Source organism: Paenibacillus sp. FSL H8-0317 (genome assembly GCF_045040685.1).
In the GTDB taxonomy this organism is placed as follows: domain Bacteria; phylum Bacillota; class Bacilli; order Paenibacillales; family Paenibacillaceae; genus Paenibacillus.
This window is the reverse complement of sequence record NZ_CP150294.1, coordinates 5,348,477-5,367,920: the sequence shown is the minus strand read 5'-3', so window position 1 is coordinate 5,367,920 and position 19,444 is coordinate 5,348,477. Positions and strand designations below refer to the sequence as shown.

At 38.6% G+C, this 19,444-nt stretch carries 15 protein-coding genes and 1 pseudogene; 10 read left to right on the top strand and 6 right to left on the bottom strand.

The window, feature by feature from the left end; translation table 11 throughout:
• Positions 1-44: 44 nt before the first annotated feature.
• Positions 45-2,006, bottom strand: a complete 1,962-nt coding sequence (locus tag MHB43_RS24060; RefSeq protein WP_405130588.1) for an AraC family transcriptional regulator — start codon at positions 2,004-2,006, stop codon at positions 45-47.
• Positions 2,007-2,169: 163 nt separating this feature from the next.
• Positions 2,170-2,475: a DoxX family protein gene (locus MHB43_RS24055; protein WP_405130587.1), complete on the bottom strand. Its 306-nt coding sequence runs from the start codon at positions 2,473-2,475 to the stop codon at positions 2,170-2,172.
• A 140-nt stretch (positions 2,476-2,615) separates the two neighbouring features.
• On the opposite strand from MHB43_RS24055, the gene MHB43_RS24050 reads away from it, so the two are divergent.
• Together MHB43_RS24050 and MHB43_RS24045 are read left to right on the top strand one after the other, a co-directional pair.
• The gene (locus MHB43_RS24050) at positions 2,616-3,002 is read left to right on the top strand and encodes a winged helix-turn-helix transcriptional regulator (RefSeq protein ID WP_405130586.1); all 387 of its coding nucleotides are present in this window, start codon (positions 2,616-2,618) and stop codon (positions 3,000-3,002) included.
• 21 nt (positions 3,003-3,023) lie between these two features.
• A complete protein-coding gene (locus MHB43_RS24045) occupies positions 3,024-4,061 on the top strand; it encodes an NAD(P)/FAD-dependent oxidoreductase (protein WP_405130585.1) in 1,038 nt (345 codons plus the stop codon).
• 158 nt (positions 4,062-4,219) lie between these two features.
• Here MHB43_RS24045 and MHB43_RS24040 read toward each other — a convergent pair whose 3' ends face one another.
• Positions 4,220-5,071, bottom strand: coding sequence for an ankyrin repeat domain-containing protein (locus MHB43_RS24040; protein WP_405130584.1), 852 nt, complete (start codon positions 5,069-5,071; stop codon positions 4,220-4,222).
• The gene (locus MHB43_RS24035; RefSeq protein WP_405130583.1) at positions 5,047-6,015 is read right to left on the bottom strand and encodes a phosphotransferase; all 969 of its coding nucleotides are present in this window, start codon (positions 6,013-6,015) and stop codon (positions 5,047-5,049) included. Before MHB43_RS24035 ends, MHB43_RS24040 begins: the two co-directional genes overlap by 25 nt.
• Positions 6,016-6,649: 634 nt before the next feature.
• Between MHB43_RS24035 and MHB43_RS24030 the strand changes: the two genes are divergently transcribed.
• Both MHB43_RS24030 and MHB43_RS24025 read left to right on the top strand, forming a co-directional pair.
• On the top strand, positions 6,650-7,237 hold the full coding sequence (locus MHB43_RS24030) for an imm11 family protein (protein ID WP_405130582.1): 588 nt from the start codon (positions 6,650-6,652) through the stop codon (positions 7,235-7,237).
• Between the two features lie 454 nt (positions 7,238-7,691).
• Positions 7,692-9,251: an acetamidase/formamidase family protein gene (locus tag MHB43_RS24025; protein WP_405130581.1), complete on the top strand. Its 1,560-nt coding sequence runs from the start codon at positions 7,692-7,694 to the stop codon at positions 9,249-9,251.
• A 211-nt stretch (positions 9,252-9,462) separates the two neighbouring features.
• Here the strand turns inward: MHB43_RS24025 and MHB43_RS24020 are convergent.
• Both MHB43_RS24020 and MHB43_RS24015 read right to left on the bottom strand, forming a co-directional pair.
• Positions 9,463-10,317 (bottom strand): annotated as a pseudogene (locus MHB43_RS24020) (sulfurtransferase).
• Positions 10,318-10,351: 34 nt separating this feature from the next.
• Complete coding sequence (locus MHB43_RS24015; protein WP_405130580.1) at positions 10,352-10,546, bottom strand: hypothetical protein; 195 nt, start codon at positions 10,544-10,546, stop codon at positions 10,352-10,354.
• Between the two features lie 417 nt (positions 10,547-10,963).
• On the opposite strand from MHB43_RS24015, the gene MHB43_RS24010 reads away from it, so the two are divergent.
• The 6 genes from MHB43_RS24010 to MHB43_RS23985 all read left to right on the top strand — a co-directional run bounded on the left by MHB43_RS24010 (position 10,964) and on the right by MHB43_RS23985 (position 19,430).
• A complete protein-coding gene (locus tag MHB43_RS24010; RefSeq protein WP_405130579.1) occupies positions 10,964-11,389 on the top strand; it encodes a hypothetical protein in 426 nt (141 codons plus the stop codon).
• Between the two features lie 719 nt (positions 11,390-12,108).
• Positions 12,109-13,494: a radical SAM protein gene (locus tag MHB43_RS24005; protein ID WP_405130578.1), complete on the top strand. Its 1,386-nt coding sequence runs from the start codon at positions 12,109-12,111 to the stop codon at positions 13,492-13,494.
• Positions 13,475-13,774 carry a hypothetical protein gene (locus MHB43_RS24000; RefSeq protein WP_405130577.1) on the top strand — a complete coding sequence of 100 codons (300 nt, stop codon included), beginning with the start codon at positions 13,475-13,477 and terminating at the stop codon, positions 13,772-13,774. The genes MHB43_RS24005 and MHB43_RS24000 overlap by 20 nt, the downstream gene beginning before the upstream one ends.
• A 210-nt stretch (positions 13,775-13,984) precedes the next feature.
• Positions 13,985-15,871: a S8 family serine peptidase gene (locus MHB43_RS23995; protein WP_405130576.1), complete on the top strand. Its 1,887-nt coding sequence runs from the start codon at positions 13,985-13,987 to the stop codon at positions 15,869-15,871.
• Positions 15,872-15,874: 3 nt separating this feature from the next.
• A complete protein-coding gene (locus MHB43_RS23990; protein ID WP_405130575.1) occupies positions 15,875-17,647 on the top strand; it encodes an ABC transporter ATP-binding protein in 1,773 nt (590 codons plus the stop codon).
• Positions 17,640-19,430, top strand: a complete 1,791-nt coding sequence (locus MHB43_RS23985; protein ID WP_405130574.1) for an ABC transporter ATP-binding protein — start codon at positions 17,640-17,642, stop codon at positions 19,428-19,430. The genes MHB43_RS23990 and MHB43_RS23985 overlap by 8 nt, the downstream gene beginning before the upstream one ends.
• The last annotated feature ends 14 nt before the right edge of the window (positions 19,431-19,444 follow it).

Genomic DNA, 19,444 nt, shown 5'->3' with positions numbered 1-19,444 from the left:
CGAGGATTGCTCCTCGCCTCGTACATACCGTGGTCTACTCAATTTCACTCTGTTTTGGTTAGGCTGTCTACGACAAATTTAAGCTGTGCTTCCAACGAAATCGGGTCACTAAACACGAAGCCACGGCTTTCCTCGCGATAAACGTGATTATTCTGGACAGCAGTGAGGTTATTCCAGATAGGACCTTCAAAAACGGAATCCCCACTCTCATCCCCTGTCCATCCACTAATAAAGATATAATCTCCTGCATATTGTGGTAACAATTCAAGTGATAACTTGGCCCAACCTTTGCCGCTATCGATGGCTTCCTTCTGAATGATCGGCGGTGCCTTCAGGCCGAACTCGCCATAAATAATATCTCCACCTCTACCAAAGCTCCCGTAGGCATAAAATTCTTTGGCACTTCCCGTATCAAAAATCGAAACCGTGTGATTACCTACTGCTTGCTCCACGAGTGGTTTATATTCAGCGATTTTAGCGTCCCACTCTGCGATCCAGGCCTTCGCTTGCTCTTCTCTACCAGTCATCTTGCCAAAATCCATCAATTGCTGCCGCAGAGGTACTCCATATTCAACAGCGACGGTCGGTGCAATTTTGGACAGCTTTTCGATCGTTTCAGGGTCATTCCAAACGACAATTAAATCCGGCTGCAACTCCATGATTTTCTCGTAGGGTACATCGTTACCGATGTTGACAACGTCATCGAGCTTTCCTTCTGTATAACTGTTAAAGGACTCATCACCAGTTCCAACAGGCTTAAGGTCAAGAGCTAGCAAATGACCAGTAAAGGCTCCTGCAACCATTACGACCCTTTGAGGTTTTTTGGGGATTTGTACTTCACCGTTAACCGCAGAATAGGTCACCATCTCCGAGCTTCCGTTTGTGGTGTTACTGATATTACTCTCTGCACCTACAGTTGGACTTTGCGTACTGCCAGTGCTTCCATTCGTGTTTGCTGGCCTGGAACATGCGCTAACCAATAGAGTTAGGCACAACAGTAGGGTAATTCCTACAGGTAGTTTGCTTCTATACATCCGTAAATCTCCTTTTTCGCTATGTTGATAATGATTATCATCTCTGATATCAATATAACGACGGAGTTTACGCGGAGCAATGGATGATCGAAGCCTAAGGATAGGACGATAAGAACCTCTCGTCACTTGTCCGGACTCATCCTTGAATTGCTTTGGTGTCACTCCCGTATGCTTTTTAAACATTCTTATAAAATAGGATACATCAGCATATCCGACGCTTGCAGCGACTTCTTGCAGAGATAACTTAGTCTTTTGCAGCAGTGTTACTGCTTTGTTCATCCTAATACCGATTAAGTAATCGATTAGACTTGCGCCAGTTTCACGTCGGAAGTACTTGGACAGATAAGGGACGCTGTAATGGAATGTACGAGCGAGGGTTTCCCGCGTCAGCGGCTGGGCGTAGTGCTCCTGCATATAGCGAATAAGCTGAGAAGCAAGGTTAGGCCTAACAATGCTTACCTGCTGTTGATCCAGTTGTCTGAGCGATTCATATACAAATTGATAGAATAGTGTTTTGGTATAGAGTCGCTCCAAGCGTCCCGGTCTATTCCACTCGCCTAGCATTCGCTCAGTGATTTCGTAGAGGATGGCAGGATGGTATGGAATAAAACCGTACTGGAGGTGGAATGGCAATGGTTGATCCGGTTGTTGAAGTGTATGCTGATTGCCAGGCAGCGGTAAGGAGGCTTTATAGAGAATCAGGTAATAATGAAAGGATTCGTCCGTTGGGATGATTTCCAGACGGGTGTTTTTGCCCCCATGAAGCATATAAAATGGTTTGGTAGCATGCTCATTTCCGTCTAAGATCACGGTTGCATTGCCATCCGTTACGTACAGAAAGGCGCTGGCAGGGAACAGGTAAGGACGTACGCACTCATCGGCCTGTATGACAATATGTCGTACATCCATGATTTTGAGCGATGCACAATTCCAGATGAGTATGTGCTCTTGTACATTCAAGGTTGCTTTCAATAGAGAGTTGACTTCCTTCCATGAGCTGTTGAAGCCAGCCTTTTATGTGGTGAGCTTATTATATAATAATATTAGTGCCTTTTTGTCACTTTCCAAAACGTTCCCCGTTTCCTTTATAGTCTTCCAAAGGCTATGATCAATGCGAGAACTATAAAAAAGATATTCACGCCAAGCTCCCGGTACTCTTTACGCCGAATATGAAACAGCATTCCAAGCAGTGTGACAACACAGCCAAAGCGATTGCGGCGATCGGCGTAAGCACTGGAGCGATGTTCAGTGCCCAAGGCAAAACAAGGCCCAGCGCTCCGAGTAGCTCCGCGATACCGATCAGAACAACTAGACTTTTCGGCACATCATTGACCCAGGCCCAGGTCTTTTTTGACGACTCGATAAGAATGGTTTTCATCCATCCTGAATATACGAAACCTAGCGCCAATATGATTTGTACGATCCATAACGTTACATTCATCTTTTCTGATCCCCTCACTTGCTCGATATTAATATCTGCCTCTATACTAAAGTGAGAAGGCCCAATCTGGAAGTAGGCACTTAAACCTAACCAGGTAACCAAAAGTATACCCGGGTATGGTCAGAAAGTGAGGAATAAGAATGACGGTATATTGCAAATTCGGAACGGCCTTGGATATCCTTACGGGTAAATGGAAATCTCTGATTCTTCTACGCCTGCTGAGCAACGGTACAATGCGGTTCAGCGAATTACAAAAAGCCATTCCAGATATTTCGAAAAAGATGCTGACCCAGCAGTTAAAAGAACTGGAGTATCACGATATTGTGCATCGGGAAGTGTATCCTCAAATTCCGCCTAAGGTCGAATACTCAATTACGGAGTACGGACAGCTCATGAAACCTGTGCTCCAGACAATGAGCGACTGGGGAGCCGGCCATATGCAGCATATGGAGAAGCTGTACAGCGAAGAAGACGAAAAAGGAGCACACCCATCCGAACCTCGGAAAATCGATTCCTTGGGGGGATAGGGTGACAAGGGAGAGTTAGTTTTGAATAAACAAAAAATTGTGATTATTGGTGCAGGGATTGTTGGGGCGTGTATGGCCTATCATCTAGCCAAACGAAATCAAGATGTAACTGTTATTGAACGGCACTCAGCCGCGGCGCGTGAAGTCACGGAAAAATCATTTGCCTGGATACATACGACGCATAGAGTGGCTCCTGAATACTGGCATTTGTACGATGCGGCTGTGGAAGAATATCACACACTTCAGCAAGAGTTGTCCGAACTGAACATTCATTGGCATGGTGCGCTAACTTGGGACACCCCGCCTCTAAGGGAGCAACACTTTCAAAAATTAAACCGGGAGCAGCTTGAGGCATTGGAGCCCAATCTGAAGGAATATCCGGATGAAGCCATGTTTGTCAGCAAAGAAGGTGCGGTGGACCCTATAGCGGTAACGGAGCTGTTGTTGAGCAAAGCGCAAGAGTACGGAGCAAAGATTCAGTTCGACACCAACGTTACACAGCTGAAGCAAGAGGGTTCCCGTCTGGTTGGTGTTCATACATCCAAGGGTTTTGTGGAGTCGGATGTTGTGGTATTGGCTGCAGGAACAGGTACACCCGAACTTTGTAACCCGTTAGGTTGTCACGTGCCGGTAACTTCGTCACCTTCGATTCTGATTCGGATGAAAACTGCTAATAAACTGATACACACATTAATCTCCAATGCGCAATTTGAAGCGCGTCAACTGACAGATTATACGCTGCTGGCTGCGGAAGATTATATCGACGAGTCGGATGAAAACGGACCACAGGCGGTCGGTAAGCGAGCTTACGACACATTGCGTCGCAGTCTCAAGCACGGTAATCAACTGGAACTGGAGAGCATAAAAGTTGGATGGAGACCCATGCCTGAAGACGGTTATCCGATTGTGGGCTTCCATGATCACATGAATGGACTTTATCTGACGCTAATGCATTCTGCAATTACGCTGGCGCCGCTGATTGCGAATCTGGCTGCAAGTGAAATTATTGATGGCAAATCAAGAAATGAATTAGACCCTTGTCGCCTCTCACGGTTCTAGGGTCACTCCACAACGAAAAGTACATCGCTCAAGTGGCGATGTACTTTTCGTTGTGGATATTTGTTGGAGTCTTCTTCACTTTCCCAGTAGTCACCGGATTCTCCTCATAACTGTATTCGCAGCCACAGGCGATTGGAAATTCCATGCTAGCCATTCATCTACATGTGAATCTCGCTAGCGGATTTGGCACCTTGACTTTCAAGCCACGGGATCAGTTCAGCTGAAAAATTGCGTTTTGCTGTGTCCAGTGGAGTCATTCCATCCCAGCTGGCAATCCAGTTCAGTTCGGCGCCTTGGTCAAGTAGGTACTCTGCTGTTTCTCTTTGACCTCCATGGCAAGCACACCAGAAGGCAACGGTTACTGCATCGGGAGGAGAAGGGGAGGTGTTTGTTCCCCAAGGATAACGTCCCGGGAGCTGGACCCCTTTAAAATGTTCTTGTATGGCGTGAATATCTCCAAGGGCGGCCGCATGCCAAAGGGCAAAGATTGCACCGCGCTCAACCAAGCGCCGTGCTGCATCCCATTGTGCAAAAGCAATAGCATCATCCAGCGGCGTTCCACCGGCGATCACCGCGCCAGACGCTTCAATGTCTGCGCCAGCATCTAGAAGGGCATCAAGCACTTGAACATCATTGGAGCTTGCAGCCCAATGCAAAGGTGTCTCAATATGTGGACCGACAAAAGGAGCGTTCACTTCCGCACCAAACTTGGTCAATACTCGCACGGTATCCGCACCATTAGGGAAGTGCCCCGGCCAATCCGTCACCACGTGCAGCAGTGTTCGTGAGATCCTAGAGTCTGCATCTACGTCGTCAGGCTTTCTTTCCAATATTCTTATCTTTGCCAATCCCGGATTCTCTGCCAGCAGTTGCTCTAACGTTGGAATATCTCCAGTGTGGATGGCTTGAATAACGCTCACTGCAAGTTTTTCATCTTCGTGAATAAATTCCATGCTCAAATCTCCTTCCAGCCTTATATCCATATTCATGAAAGCATCTGAACTGCACATCTGGCATGATACTCCGAGAGACCCCTAGCGAATTGCTGATCGGGGAATTGTCTGTGAAGCAGTTTCAATCCTCCTGATATCAAGGACAAATGATGGCAAAATCGATAAAATGTCATCCGCTCCGGGTCGAGATCGTTATTTTTTAAGTAGTGATAAAAATCTCCAAATCGAAACTCCAGAAAGCTATGCTCATGTTCGAGATCGAAGAATCCTGCGCCATCAATATCAATAAGGCATGGTTGCATAGCATGATCTATCCATATATGATCCGGACCTAACTCTCCATGAATAAAACTATAGAGATCTCTCGGTTGAATGGCTGCTTCCAATTCGTAAAGTTTCTCAAGCAACCTTTCGTCATTTTTCCGTATATCTGTCATGTGCTTGGATGCATAGGATAAGGCTGTTTCGGCATCCAACCGCTGAACTTGGTAGCAAGGCCCAGCCTTTTTACTGTTATCGTTGGCGTTTCCATAAACGTTTCTTTGGATTCCATGCATATTAGACAACATATCCCTGATCCGTTGAAACAACTGATCCCGATCTTTGTGATTTTTATGCTGGAAATACGCTTCGGCTTTCTGTCCATCCACATACTCAACAAGAGCAAAATCATAAGAGTTCCGGTCTCTATCATTATTCAGATCATACAAAGTTGGCGTTCGAATTCCATGTTGAGCGAGAAAGCGAGTATTCAAAGAGAAAAGTTCACTGCCATAGGAACTGTGGAAAGTGGGTTCATTCAAGATCTCTTCCTGAAAATAGTTGCTGGAAATATCCCAAACGTACAACATACAAGTGAAACCATTCTTGCAGTCAATTTTGTAAATGACTTTTTGTGCACCGCCATGTATTCTTGTGCACTGCGTTATGAAGTAACTGGCACCAAATACATTGTGCACATAATCCTGTAATTCCTCACGAGTAAGATGGTTGTTGGACATTATTGATGTATGCTCCGTTTCAACTGTATTTTGCCGGCCAGCAACCTAAATATATAGAACATTTTCCCAAAAATATAGACTGTTTCTTTTTGATCTGTTAAAGTGTTGATTAAGGTCTGTATATTCATATGTACATCAAAGCAAGGGGTTGGGTACTCACGTTAGTGGGTGATCCGGCCCCTATTTTGCATGCAAGTTGACTCTCTGTTGACTAATATATGAGCAATGATTTTAAGGAGCTAGGAAGCCATCTTACATTTCAATGAACATCTGCTACTATGGAACAAGGCATCTATTAAAATAATGGATATTCGCCATATAACTATGCAAAGCCAGGAGGGACTTCACTCCTATCGATTCCCCCTCGTTTCAAGCGTTAACAAATCTAGCGCATCTTAAATGGTGGATTATGAAAGACTACAAGGTTTAACGAACCTCAGTAACGCTATTCATTAAAACAATATAACCCTAACGAAGGTCCGCATCGTTCGATGTGGGCCTCTATGTAGTCTATCAAAAATGATAAAGTTCACCAAGATAAGAGAAATCTAACTTGTCTTGGTGTTTTATTTATCGTTATTTGACCCGTATAATTGATTGAAAAGCACTTTATTCGGAAAGGAGACATTATTCTTTGAACTATTATTTTCTGGAATCTCAATATCCACGTAGAGGGTTTATTAGTGGCGGAACAACCTTCACTCCCCAATTAGATATGAATTATTTGGCGATAGAGAATCCGTTGCCAGAGGGGACAACGGCAGAGGTTGAGTTACTGTCTACGGTGCGGAATCTGAATGTAGATTATTTTGAGACGATCACAGGAACGAGACACGTATCAGATCGTTTTAAAACGCTGTTGGAGGAAACGAAAACAAATACACAGTTTATACCGACAACCGTGTGTTACCACGACGGTCGTTCGGTTGAAAAAACCTATTGGACTGCACATCAGCTTGATCGTTTGGATGTTTTCGATTATGAACGTTCGGAATATGGGCGCAAAGCGGTCATTGCTGCATCTGTACAACAGCCTCCACGTAAGATCGTCAAAGTTGTATCTCGAATCTGCCTTCATGAAGAGCGAATTGGCGAGCATGAATTTTTTATGCTGGATTATATCAATATCTTCAAACCCGTTGTTTCAAAAGATTTTTACGAAGTATGCCGAAAACATAAGCTAAACCTGAACGTGACAGAAGTCGGAAATGTAAGCAGCTAAATGCTACATGATTATAATGAAAGCACAGAGAAGCCCGTGCAAAACGTGGGCTCTTTAGCTTTATTTTCCCCCGTTGCCACCGGATTCCCCTCATAACTAATCCAGTCACTCCAGCTCCCGCAATACAACTTCACATTCGTATATCCCGTTTTTTCCAGCGCAATCACGTGCGGAGAGGTGACTATCCCTGAACCGGAGTGCAGTAGTATTCCTGAAATTAATTTCGTTTGTTCAAGTCTCTGAAGGAGGATCCTCAAGTTTACTAAATGTATTTAAGTTTTACATGACTTATTTATGTTAAGTATATTGACATTTAGTTTATAGTTATTAGTTTATTCTTGACACGCAGATTTTGGTGTTAAGTTTATTGACAGAAAAATATTGTTGTAAATATTTTTATATGTTAGTGTATATTTGTGTTAGAAAATATTACATAGTAAAGAGGGGGAGCGTAATGTTTATTAACCGAACGATTAGGAAATTTGGGGTTTCAGTAGGGATTATAAGTATGTTTACATTTGCTCTACCTTCAGTGGGCTTTAGTATGCCACTGCAACCAACAACCCTTGAAAAGGTAGAAGGTGATTATTATGTAACGTCTGCGATTGAGAACATTCGCTGGGGATCACTGCCTAATCGAGACAGCTCTCCGATTCTTACTGTACCATCAGGAAGTGCTGTAACATTTGATGCGGTATCGCATGAGGGACTGATAGAGGATCAAGGGAGAAATCCAGTGGAGTACTTCGGCAAATTCGGTATCTCACCCGATGGGGTGTTGGATGATGCGAAGGTGATTGCGGCTTCTGAGATTAAGCATGATTATGTAAAAGACGGACCTCATATTATCACTGGGCCAGTAGCGGTTGAGGGAGCGGAGCCAGGAGATGTTCTTAAAGTGGAAGTCCTTTCGTTGCAGACTCGAGTTCCGTATGGTGTCATTTCTAACCGCCATGGTAAAGGTGCCCTTCCTAACGAATTTCCAGAAAATACAGGCCCACAAGAGGGAGCTAGCGCAACAAAACCGGAATTATATAATAATGTATCTATATTTACGCCTATTGAAGAAATCAACGGCAATTGGTATGGGGTATTACCAACAAAAGCTGGCAAGAATGTACGTTTCCCAATTAACCCGTTTCTAGGTGTTATGGGAGTTGCACCAAATACCAGTGAAGTTGTGAGTTCTATCCCACCTATTGAAACAGGAGGGAATATGGATATTAATGAGTTGGGTGTTGGTGCAACTATTTATTATCCGATTCAAGTTAAAGGTGGGCTATTCTATACTGGAGATCCACACTTTGCTCAAGGAGATGGAGAAGTAGCGTTAACTGCATTGGAAGCCTCCTTAAGGGGGACAGTTCGGTTAACGGTATTAAAGAAAGGTGATCCATCACTACCATACAGTGGAGAATTCACGCAACCCTTTGCTGAAACAGAGGATTATTGGATTCCAATTGGACTGGACCCTGATTTGGATGAAGCCATGAAAGAATCAGTACGTGAATCGATTCAATTCTTATCTGATAAGCTTGATATGGATAGAAGTGTAGCTTATGCGTACCTATCGGCCGCAACGGATTATGAAGTATCTCAGGTCGTAGACCGAACTAAAGGGGTTCATGGACTCATTCGAAAGACTGACTTCCTTGAATATGTTGACGTTGCAATGAATGTAGGTGGTACGGTAATCAAACCGGTGGTTCATAACAATGAGTTCTACGTACCGATTCGAACAATTTCGGAGCTATTGGGCGGTACAGTAGTGTGGGATAATAAGACACGTACAACGCAAATCAAATTAGGCACGAAAAATATAAGTGCTCAAATTGGTTCAGATGTGTATTCAATTAACGATAAACTGGTGTTCAACAATAACGTACCAAAGCTTTTAAATGGCGAAACTGTAGTTCCGGTTTCTGTTATTAATGAAATACTAGGTGCTTATGTCAACTGGACGACGATCGACAAGATGTTAACAGCAAATGTATCGTTAAGTAAAAAGCAATAATAGATTTCATTATTCAACCGTGGTGGGCGGATGTCCATCACGGTTTTTTCGGTTATCATGAATCCAAAAAAATGCTACTTGATGTCTACTTCTGTGTGCTTGTAAATACTTACAGGGTGGTGTTGTTAACTCGATGTTGACTCCGAACATAGAAAAATACATCGCCGGGGCAGATAAGCCACCTGGCGATGTATTCAACATCGATACACTGTTATACGTCTTTGTGCTCTTCCGCATTACCTGTAGCCACCGGATTCTCATCATAACTAATCCAGTCGCTCCAACTTCCGGAATACAACTTCACATTCGTATACCCCGCTTCTTCCAGCGCAATCACGTTCGGGCAAGCAGAGACGCCGGAGCCGCAATACACGATGATCGCACCATCCTTGTCCAGTTTACTGAAACGCTCTTCTAACACCCCAGTATCTGTCCAACGTCCATCCCAATCCAACACATCTTTCCAAAAATAATTCACCGCACCTGGAATATGTCCGGCCTTGGCATCAATCGGTTCCTCCAGACCCGCATAATGGCGAGCATCGCGAGAATCGATCAACACAGCGCTGCCAGTTACCGAGGCTTGTTGCACATCTTGCACACTTGCCAGCAACTGCGGCTGTACGTTCACCTCAAAGGAAGCCGGAATCTGAACGGGCACATCCTGAGTCACCGGAAACTTGGCATTTTGCCAAGCGGAGAAGCCTTAGCCTATGACATACACCTGCTCATGACCGATGTAGCGAAGCAACCACCACAATCGTGAGGCATTCATACCGCCTTGATCGTCATAGGCGATGATGCGTGCATTGGAGCCGATGCCAGCTTTGGATAGGCGACTTGCGAGAACAGCCGGATCAGGAAGCGGGTGACGCCCGCCATGTTGGTGACGGGAACGGATAGGTTTTTTTCGAGATCAAGGAAGACTGCACCTGGAATAATGTCCGGCTTCGTAAGATTCACGCCCGGCATCAGGCTGACCAAGCAGGAAGCGACAGTCTGCGATGACAACGTTCGGCTCGTAAATTCTGGCGAGCAGCCAGCGCATGGATACAATATTTTTCATAAAACAAACACTGCCTTCTTATGTAATGAGTTTTTTACACCGTCTTGGGTTCAACTGGAACTGTGGCAGCGATGGGCGCATCAGCAGGAATCGACTGTGGTTTGGTTTTGCCATATCGAATGAAAATCTGCATCCTGAACAGGATCACGACACCTGCCAACATTTGAAGTGTACTCAGTGCTTCATCCAGCAGTACCCACGCCAGCAAGAATGAGAATACTGGCTCCACGAGAACACCCATAGGGTTGAAACGATAAATACAAAAGTCATGAGTAACTGTAAAAGTCGTTAACTATTTGCTGAACTATATACAAAAATTCAATAGGCTTGAAATGTTTTCACCTTCTGGTCTTTTTAGAGAATATAAAGCGAAGTGATGTAATGTGTTTTGTGAATAAATGTTAAGCAACCTTCGCTCGCTTTTTAGGGGGTAGAGACGAAATGAAATGAGAAATGTTGAGCTGGCTGAGAATAATCCCTGTATTTATTGATCGTGTGTAAGAATATGGTGCTTAAAAATGATGAGATATTGAAGTGTTTTAAATTAAAATATTTTCCAAAGTATCGGGGAAATGTATTATTAAATACTGAAATCAGTTTAAAAATTACGTGTAATACTGTAATATGGCATAAAGGAGTGAAGAAAATGGATATTCAAAAAGCTACAGAAGAAAAGCTTGAACGTGCAATACAAATGGGAGTTCCGATTGATGAAGCTATTCTTGAAGGTCTTATACAAAAAAAATTACTTACTGAAGATGCATCTCAGCGTCTACTTGCTCAAAAAAATTATCAAAATAAAGAAATCAGAAAAAATGTCGTTTCAGTTCGTATTTCAGATGATGTTATGAATATTATCGATGATTTAATAACAAGTGGGCATGTAAACAGCCGTTCTGAAGGAGCTTCATATTTAATAATGTTGGGAGTAAAAAGCCATTATTCTTTTTTCAATGAACTTTCAAAAGAGGTAATAGTTATCGAAGAACAGCAGAAAAAAATTAAAAATCTCATCGAAAGCTCATTAATCTTCCCGGGTATTTCTCAAAATGGGCAACATACGGATTTATAGTAATTTTTTCAAATGTGAAGCATCAAGAGTCATCATTAGAAATGAGGAAGTAATCAGCTTATAATACTTTGAAATTCAATTAAAACTGCAGGTTTATTTTGCGAATAGACATGCTGAGTAGCGATTCAATGCTTTCCTTATGTGTTACGGGCAACTGTAACTTAGATTCAATAGCTTGGATTTTTCGTCGTTTAACAAATATAGAAAAAGATTTCAGACCAATAGACTGTTTTCGGAACTATACCGAAGACAGTTTATTTAGTTTTCATTGTGCTCTGTATGTTGTTTATTCGAGTCAAATTATCTTTTTTACTCATCCATATTTATTAAGGATTTTCAATTTACTTTTGGCTGAATTATAGAGATTTCAGTAACAAAGGTTCAATTAGCAAGTAACTTGATTGTAATTATCTATAAATTGTCAGGTTTTTTAGAACTGATTTGTATGTTAATGTTTCAACAAGTAAGGAGAACGTTTTTTAGTCGTCTTTCATTAATTATTCGCTAGAATAGTTTTTATAAGACGTATCTCTTTTAGGTGTTTATATATTTGAAGTAGTCATATATTATACCTTTTCAAGAGATTTGACGTACATATTTAAGTTCTCAATTCATTCTTACATTGATTTAGAAAGTTCTTGTATTTAAGGGTTTTTGATTACGCACTTAACTGGGGTAGAAATCTGGAAAAAAACTATTTTAAGATAGGGGACACAGATATGAAAGTCACAGGAGATGAAAATAAATTTACTAAAGAAATCAAAAAGAAAGAGGGATTCAAAGCCTCCAGATACAACATCATATCAGAAGACGGAATCGGAAATTTACTTTTGGTAAATACATTTGCCGGATCATTCACCAAATTTGGGTTTTCGATGAACGGTGAAGTTAGGAATATTCTAAAAAGGCCCGACGAATATTCAAAACTGGGTGGGTTATTCACAGAGCTAGTAACTCGAGGATATATTATTAATTCTAACGTTGATGAGTTTAGAAAAGCTGAATTGTTACATCAAAATACACTATCTATTAACTCGGGGCTAGAATTAATTTTAATGCCAAATGAAGATTGTAATTTTAGATGTAAATATTGCTATGAATCTTTTGCAAAGAACTTCATGACAGAATCTGTTCAACAAGGAATAATTAAATTTCTTGAAAGAAATATACATAGATATAGTTCACTTCATGTCAGCTGGTTTGGAGGCGAACCATTAACGGCCATTCCCATTATTGAACGTTTGTCGAAAAAAATGATTGAAATATGTAAAGAAAAAAGAGTTCCTTATTCTTCAAGTATGACAACAAACGGGTATAATCTTACACTAGATGTTTTTGAGAAAATGTTAGAATGCAGAGTCAGAAAATATCAAATAACACTGGATGGCATTGAGTGTACACATGACAAACAAAGAGTACAAGTTGATGGTAAAGGCTCTTTTAAGAGGATTTTAGAAAATTTATTGAACATCAAAGAAAATATTAATTCAAAGACATTTCATATTATGATTCGTAGCAATATTACTAAAAATATATTGGATAATATAGATGAATTTATTAATTTTCTAAAAGATAATTTTGAAGATGATTATAGATTTAGCTCCTTTTGGCAAGCAGCGGGTGACTGGGGGGGGGATTCAGTTAGAGAAATTGAAGAAACCTTTTGTAGCTCTAAAGATTATATTCAGTCCCTGAAAGATGCTAGTAAATTGGGCATAAAATTTAATATGTATCGCGATATGATGAAGCCTGGTGGTAGCGTTTGTTATGCATCAAAGAGAAACAGTTATGTGATTGGATCTGATGGTATTATCTACAAATGTACAGTTGCTTTTGATTTAGATGAAAATCAAGTCGGTGTTTTAACAGAAAATGGTGTTATGCAGTTAGATTATGACAAGTATGCTTTATGGGTTTCAGGACACGAATCATCAGATTTATCATGTCAGAAATGTTACTTTAGACCATCGTGTCAGGGCGCTAGTTGTCCATTAGAACGTTTAAAAAATAATATAGCTCCATGCCCAGATGTAAAGAGAAGTATAAAAGATTATATGAAAATAATTTCTGAGAGCGAATACAGCTATGAATATATTGAATCCTGACGCCTATGAAGATTTAGATAATAAAAAAGGTAGGTATAAGATGGAGAATTTGCAGGAGAAATTAGAAGATTGTTTATTCCGAGTAGGCATAGATATAGAACATAATGAAGAGTTTGATTTACGTGAAGCCATTATAGATTCATTCTTTTTTATTACGGTTATTCTTGAAATCGAACAAGAATTTAATATCGAAATTCCTGATGAATATTTAACCATTAATTTATTTTCTTCAATTGAACACTTGGCAGATATTATTAGCTCACAAAAAGAAAATATTTAATCAGACTAGCACATTTCTTACAACATGACAAAAGGAGGTGAGAATTTTGAAGAGAAAACTAGTAAAACCAGTGATAAAACATCAATATTATTCGATTGTCCAAGCTTATAACGTAGAGTGTAGCAACACATGTGCAAACCCGGGTTGTTCAAATTCAACATGTACTAACCATTGTTAAGATTTCGACATGGTTTGGAATTGTTCCGAACCATGTTGATTTTTTACTACAATGAATATGCGGAAAGGGTGAATATATTGAGGGGCTTTTCTCATATTAAAGGTGAAAATGTAAAAATAGGTATAATTGATAGTGGTGTGATTTTATCCCACCCAAAAGTAAGATGTACTAAAGAATGCGAAGGTTTAAGAATTGTAATAGAGAAGGGGGAGGTTTCATTTGATAATTTTATTGAAGATCAAATTGGTCATGGTACTGCAGTTACGTCAATAATTACTAGATTTGCTCCGAACTCTTCGTATTTTTTCTTCAAAATTTTTGATCAAGAATTAGTCTGTGACTATAAAAAGTTGCTGTTAACACTCTATAAAATAAAAGAAAGTTTCCAACTGGATATTTTACATTTAAGTCTTGGAATTGTTTCATCAGATATCGTACCTGAGTTAAAAAAAATAATTGATGAAATAGATCGAAGTGGCACGATTATAGTTGCAGCATTTGATAACAGTGGATCAATCTCATACCCTGCGGCTTTTGAAAATGTTATAGGTGTGGACACTAGTGCAAATGTTACAGCAGACTATGACTATGAATATATTGAATCTTCAGAAGTTAACATTCGAGCCAAAGGTTGTAATCAGAAAGTTGCTTGGAAAGATCCCTCGCAATTAATTTTACAAGGTGCTAGTTTCGCAGCGGCTTATGTCACCGGCTTTATTGCAAAAATAATAGAAACAGGAGCGGAAAATAGGCTCCAAGTGCTAGAAACTCTTAAGGAACATGCCAAATTAATTGTCAACCATGGAGTTGAAAACAGTTACATTAAAGATTTTAAACAAACTATGCCCGAAATAAAAACTGCTGTAACCTTTCCGTTCAATAAAGAGATTCACAGTATTGTTTGTTTTTCGAAATTACTTTCCTTTGAACTAGTTGATGTTTATTGTTCAAAATATTTAGGGAATATAGGTCGAAAGACTTCAGCTTTGTTGAAAGCTAGTTGCAATAAAGATTACATTGTTAAGAATATAGAATCTATTAATTGGGACAGTTTTGATACCCTAATCTTAGGCCATACAGATTCTATTTCAAATAGATTAGGCTACGATATTTCTAAGGAATTAATACATCATTGTATTGAAAAGAAAAAAAATATATATGCATTTGATGATATATCAAGGCATTTGAACTTTTCAAAACAAATCGAAACTTCTATTACTTTCCCGCAAATAAATAAAGATATGATTCCATTAAACCGATTTGGGAAATTGTTCGAAATAAGCAAACCGGTTCTAGGGATTTTTGGAACAAGTTCTAAACAAGGGAAGTTCACTGTACAACTTACATTAAGAGAACAATTGCTAAAAGACGGGTATCATGTAGGTCAGCTTGGTACTGAACCATCGTCATTGTTATTTGGCTTTGATGAAGTTTACCCTATGGGCTACAACTCGACAGTAAACGTTAGTGGTTACGACGCTGTACAAGTTATTAATCAATTACTTAGAAATATTGAGATTACGAATCCGGAAATTATTTTAGTGGGTTCTCAATCAGGCACTGTCCCGTATGCTACTAACAATCTATCATTTTACACTACACCACAATTAGAATTCTTACTTGGTACATGTCCCGATGCAGTTATCTTATGTGTTAATCATAATGATGAAATAGGCTACATTAAAAGAACAATTCAAACTATTGAAAGCCTAATTTCATGCAACGTCATAGCTATAGTTGTCTTCCCTAAAGAGTTGTCACAAGATTACACCTTAATTGAAAAAAAAACTCGTGTACGATCAGAAGACTTTGTGGAATTGATAAAAACTCAATTAAACAAGAAAGTTTTTCGATTAGATAATGCAATTGAAATGAATCAAGTATATGAAGAAGTACTAAATTATTTTGAGGAAGGTTGAGCGATGTTTAAAATAACAACTTTATCTGCAATTCTATTTTCATATAAGAAATTAATAAAAATAAATCCTGTTACTACGATTACATACTTTTTATCTACAGTTCTGATAGGGACATTTCCAGGGATACAAGCATTTTTAATTACTGATCTAATTTACTCTTTATTGAAAAAAAATACAGAAAGTAGTTTAAATCTTTTTCTCTTCTTAAGTGTAATTTCCTTTATACAAATTATTGCTGTGAGCTTGCAGAATCTCACAGCAAATACTCTTTTCAATAGATTGCAAACACTGCAGGCGCTAGATTTAATAAACATCACACGTAGAATTCCTATCATTGATTTAGAGACTGAAGATACTCAATTTTTGATTTCAAGGGCGAAAGCGAACGGAAGTTCGATATTTTATTTAATTGAAGGATTTCAAGGATTACTTCAGACAATCATAGCGTTCACAGGATTCGTAATATATACATTCTCTCTAAACATTTTTCTTTGTATTATTTTTCTTGTTAGTATTTTGATCTATTCTGTAAGTTCGTTTATTCAAAGTAATCGCGAATATGAGAGCCAAAAAAATTTAACTTTTGAAGAACGTCAAGCGAGTTACCTGACCAACATTTTAACCAATGTGGATTTCTCTAAAGAAGTAAGAATCTACAATTTTATAGACTTTATCCTTAGCAAGTGGGAAGAGAAAGTCACAAAAATAAAAAATGTAACAATAAGTTTGCAGAAAAAACATTACAAACAAAATATTTTAATAAATGGGACTGGTTTTCTCATGGTAGGTGTTTTTTTTGTATCAACTTCTATAAGTATCTATTACGGTCAGGCGAATATTGGAGCTTTCGCTGGGTTAGTTTCTTTTATTTCACAGCTAACACCAATGATTAATAATGTCGGTTCCACACTGAAGACTTTCAATATCAATAAAAATAATATAACGGAATTGTTAAGTTTTTATCGAACTTTTGAGAATGATCTGAAACCTGTTTCAAAAGGGGTCATTGGGAGGACATCTAATAATAGAATCATTCGATTAGAGAATGTTTCATTTAAATATCCGAATAGCGAAAAATATATATTGAAAAATATTAATCTGGAAATCAAGTCTGGCCAAACGTTAGCAATTGTAGGATTGAATGGAGCGGGCAAAACAACATTAGCTAATATTATTGCAGGCATTTATGAACCGACTAATGGACAGGTTTTCATAAATGATACAGATTATTCAGATGTTGATAAAAAATTAATATACAACCAGATAGGATATATTTTTCAAAATTATTTAAAAATCGAAGGGACTTTATTGCAGAATATATCGTTAAGTGATGAATCTATCGGTTCTATGAATTCAAGACAATTGGATTTTATCTTTAAGTGTGGCTTTAGACAGGATGAACTCGAGAAAGTTTTGGGAAAACAGTTTGAAAATGTTCAGCTTTCGGGAGGGGAATGGCAAAAAGCCGCATTTGCAAGAACATTTTTTCATGGAAAATTATTATATATACTTGACGAACCGACAGCTGCACTTGATCCAAAAACTGAAGTTGAAATTTTTAATTTATTTAATGAATTGGCCCTTAATAAAGCCAATATATTGATAACCCATAGGCTAGGTTCAATTACTCATGCAGATAAAATTATTGTAATAAATGATGGAGAAATTATCGAAGTAGGTACTCATCACTCATTGATTAATTTGGAAGGGCAATATAAAAGAATGTTTGATACTCAAGCTCAATGGTACCGAAACGGAGATGTGGTTAATGTTTAAGACGGGATGGCTAACACTAAAATTCATTTATTCAAATAATAAATCAAAATTTTATTTGTTACTTACTGGTAATCTGATCATTGCTCTTTTACCTTCAAGTGCGTTAATAATTTTAAGCTATCTTGTTGATTCATCTACCTCCATACTTTTGAAAGAAAGTAATGCTTCAATTCAATTCGTGATTACCATTTCGGTATGTTACATTCTTTCTGCTTTAATCTTGCCGAACGTATTAACACAAGCGACTTCATACTTGCACAACGTTATACAGTATAGTATTCAGATTTCTTTATCCAAAAAGTTGATGATGAAATCTGCTTCAGTTCATCAAGAAGTAATCGAAAGGCCTGCCTATCAGGATTTACTTCAAAGTATAAGAAGCATTGATGGAAATAAGCTTGTAGCTTACTTCACAAAAAATTTAGGTTTAGTGACTTCGACTATTCAGTTAATCACTACATTAACTGTATTATTCTCTTTTTATTGGATGCTTCCTATTCAATGGATCATTGTAATCCTACCAGATATTATTCTTAAATTTCGAGCAACAAGAAGAAATCTGAAAATTTACGATGATATTAATCATCTAAATAGAAGAATGACTTATTTCTCAGATCTTTTAACCGGATCGAAGTATGAGAAAGAGATTAGATTATTAAATGGTTATGATTTTTTGTTGAAAAAGTTTATTGAATATGCTGATAAATTTCTTGCAAAGACAAAGAGCGTAAATATAAAAAATCAACTTGATGGATCAACGGGGCAGTTTCTTTTTTTTGTATTGCATAGGGGATCAATACTATTCGCCATTTTTGCTGTAATTGATAATAAAATAAGTATCGGTGAGTTTACAACATTCTTTTTCGCTGGCAACACAATTTTCAATGCGATAAATACTTTTAATAATAATCTGTCCAATATGAAATTTGATTCGTCATTAATTCAAAGATTATTTAACTTCCTTGATGAAATTAGTGTATCACCCCCTCAGAATATTCATACTGATAAAATAGTCGAAATAGAATTTAAAAACGTATCATTCTCATATAAAAATGACAATGTATTTGCCTTGAAGAATATAAATATTATTTTTAAATCAAATGAGAAAGTTGCTATTGTTGGTGAGAATGGCGCAGGAAAAACAACATTTATACGGCTACTACTTGGCCTATCAAAGCCGACAACAGGCGATATCTATGTAAATGGTCAGAATATAAAAGAGCTTCATCCTAGATATATACTTAGTCAGGCAGTGGCGGTATTTCAAGATTACAATACATTTTTACTTACTATTGGCGAAAATATTCTATTAGGAGATACAAATTTAAAATATGATTCTGACATATTTATTGAGGCGATTGAGAAGTCTAACTGTAAGCAGGTGATACTCAAACATTCACTGGGTTTAGATCAACCAATTGGAGATTTATACAATAAAGGAATAGACCTTTCTGGAGGAGAGAAACAAAAACTTGCATTAGCTCGTTCCTATCTAAAAGAAGCTTCTATAGCAGTTTTGGATGAACCTACGGCTTCAATGGATTCTTTTGCGGAAATGAAGTTGTATAAACAATTTCAAAATTATGCAAAAGACCAAATTGCGGTCATCATTTCTCACCGTCTAGGTTCAGCGACACTTGCGGATAAGATTATATTTCTTGATAAAGGAGAAATACTTGAGGTTGGAAATCACAAACAACTCTTGCGTGAGAATGGAGCATATCATAAATTATTTCATTTACAATCATCGCTGTACGGCAACGATGTCCTATCTAATATCTGATTTCAAAAGGAGGG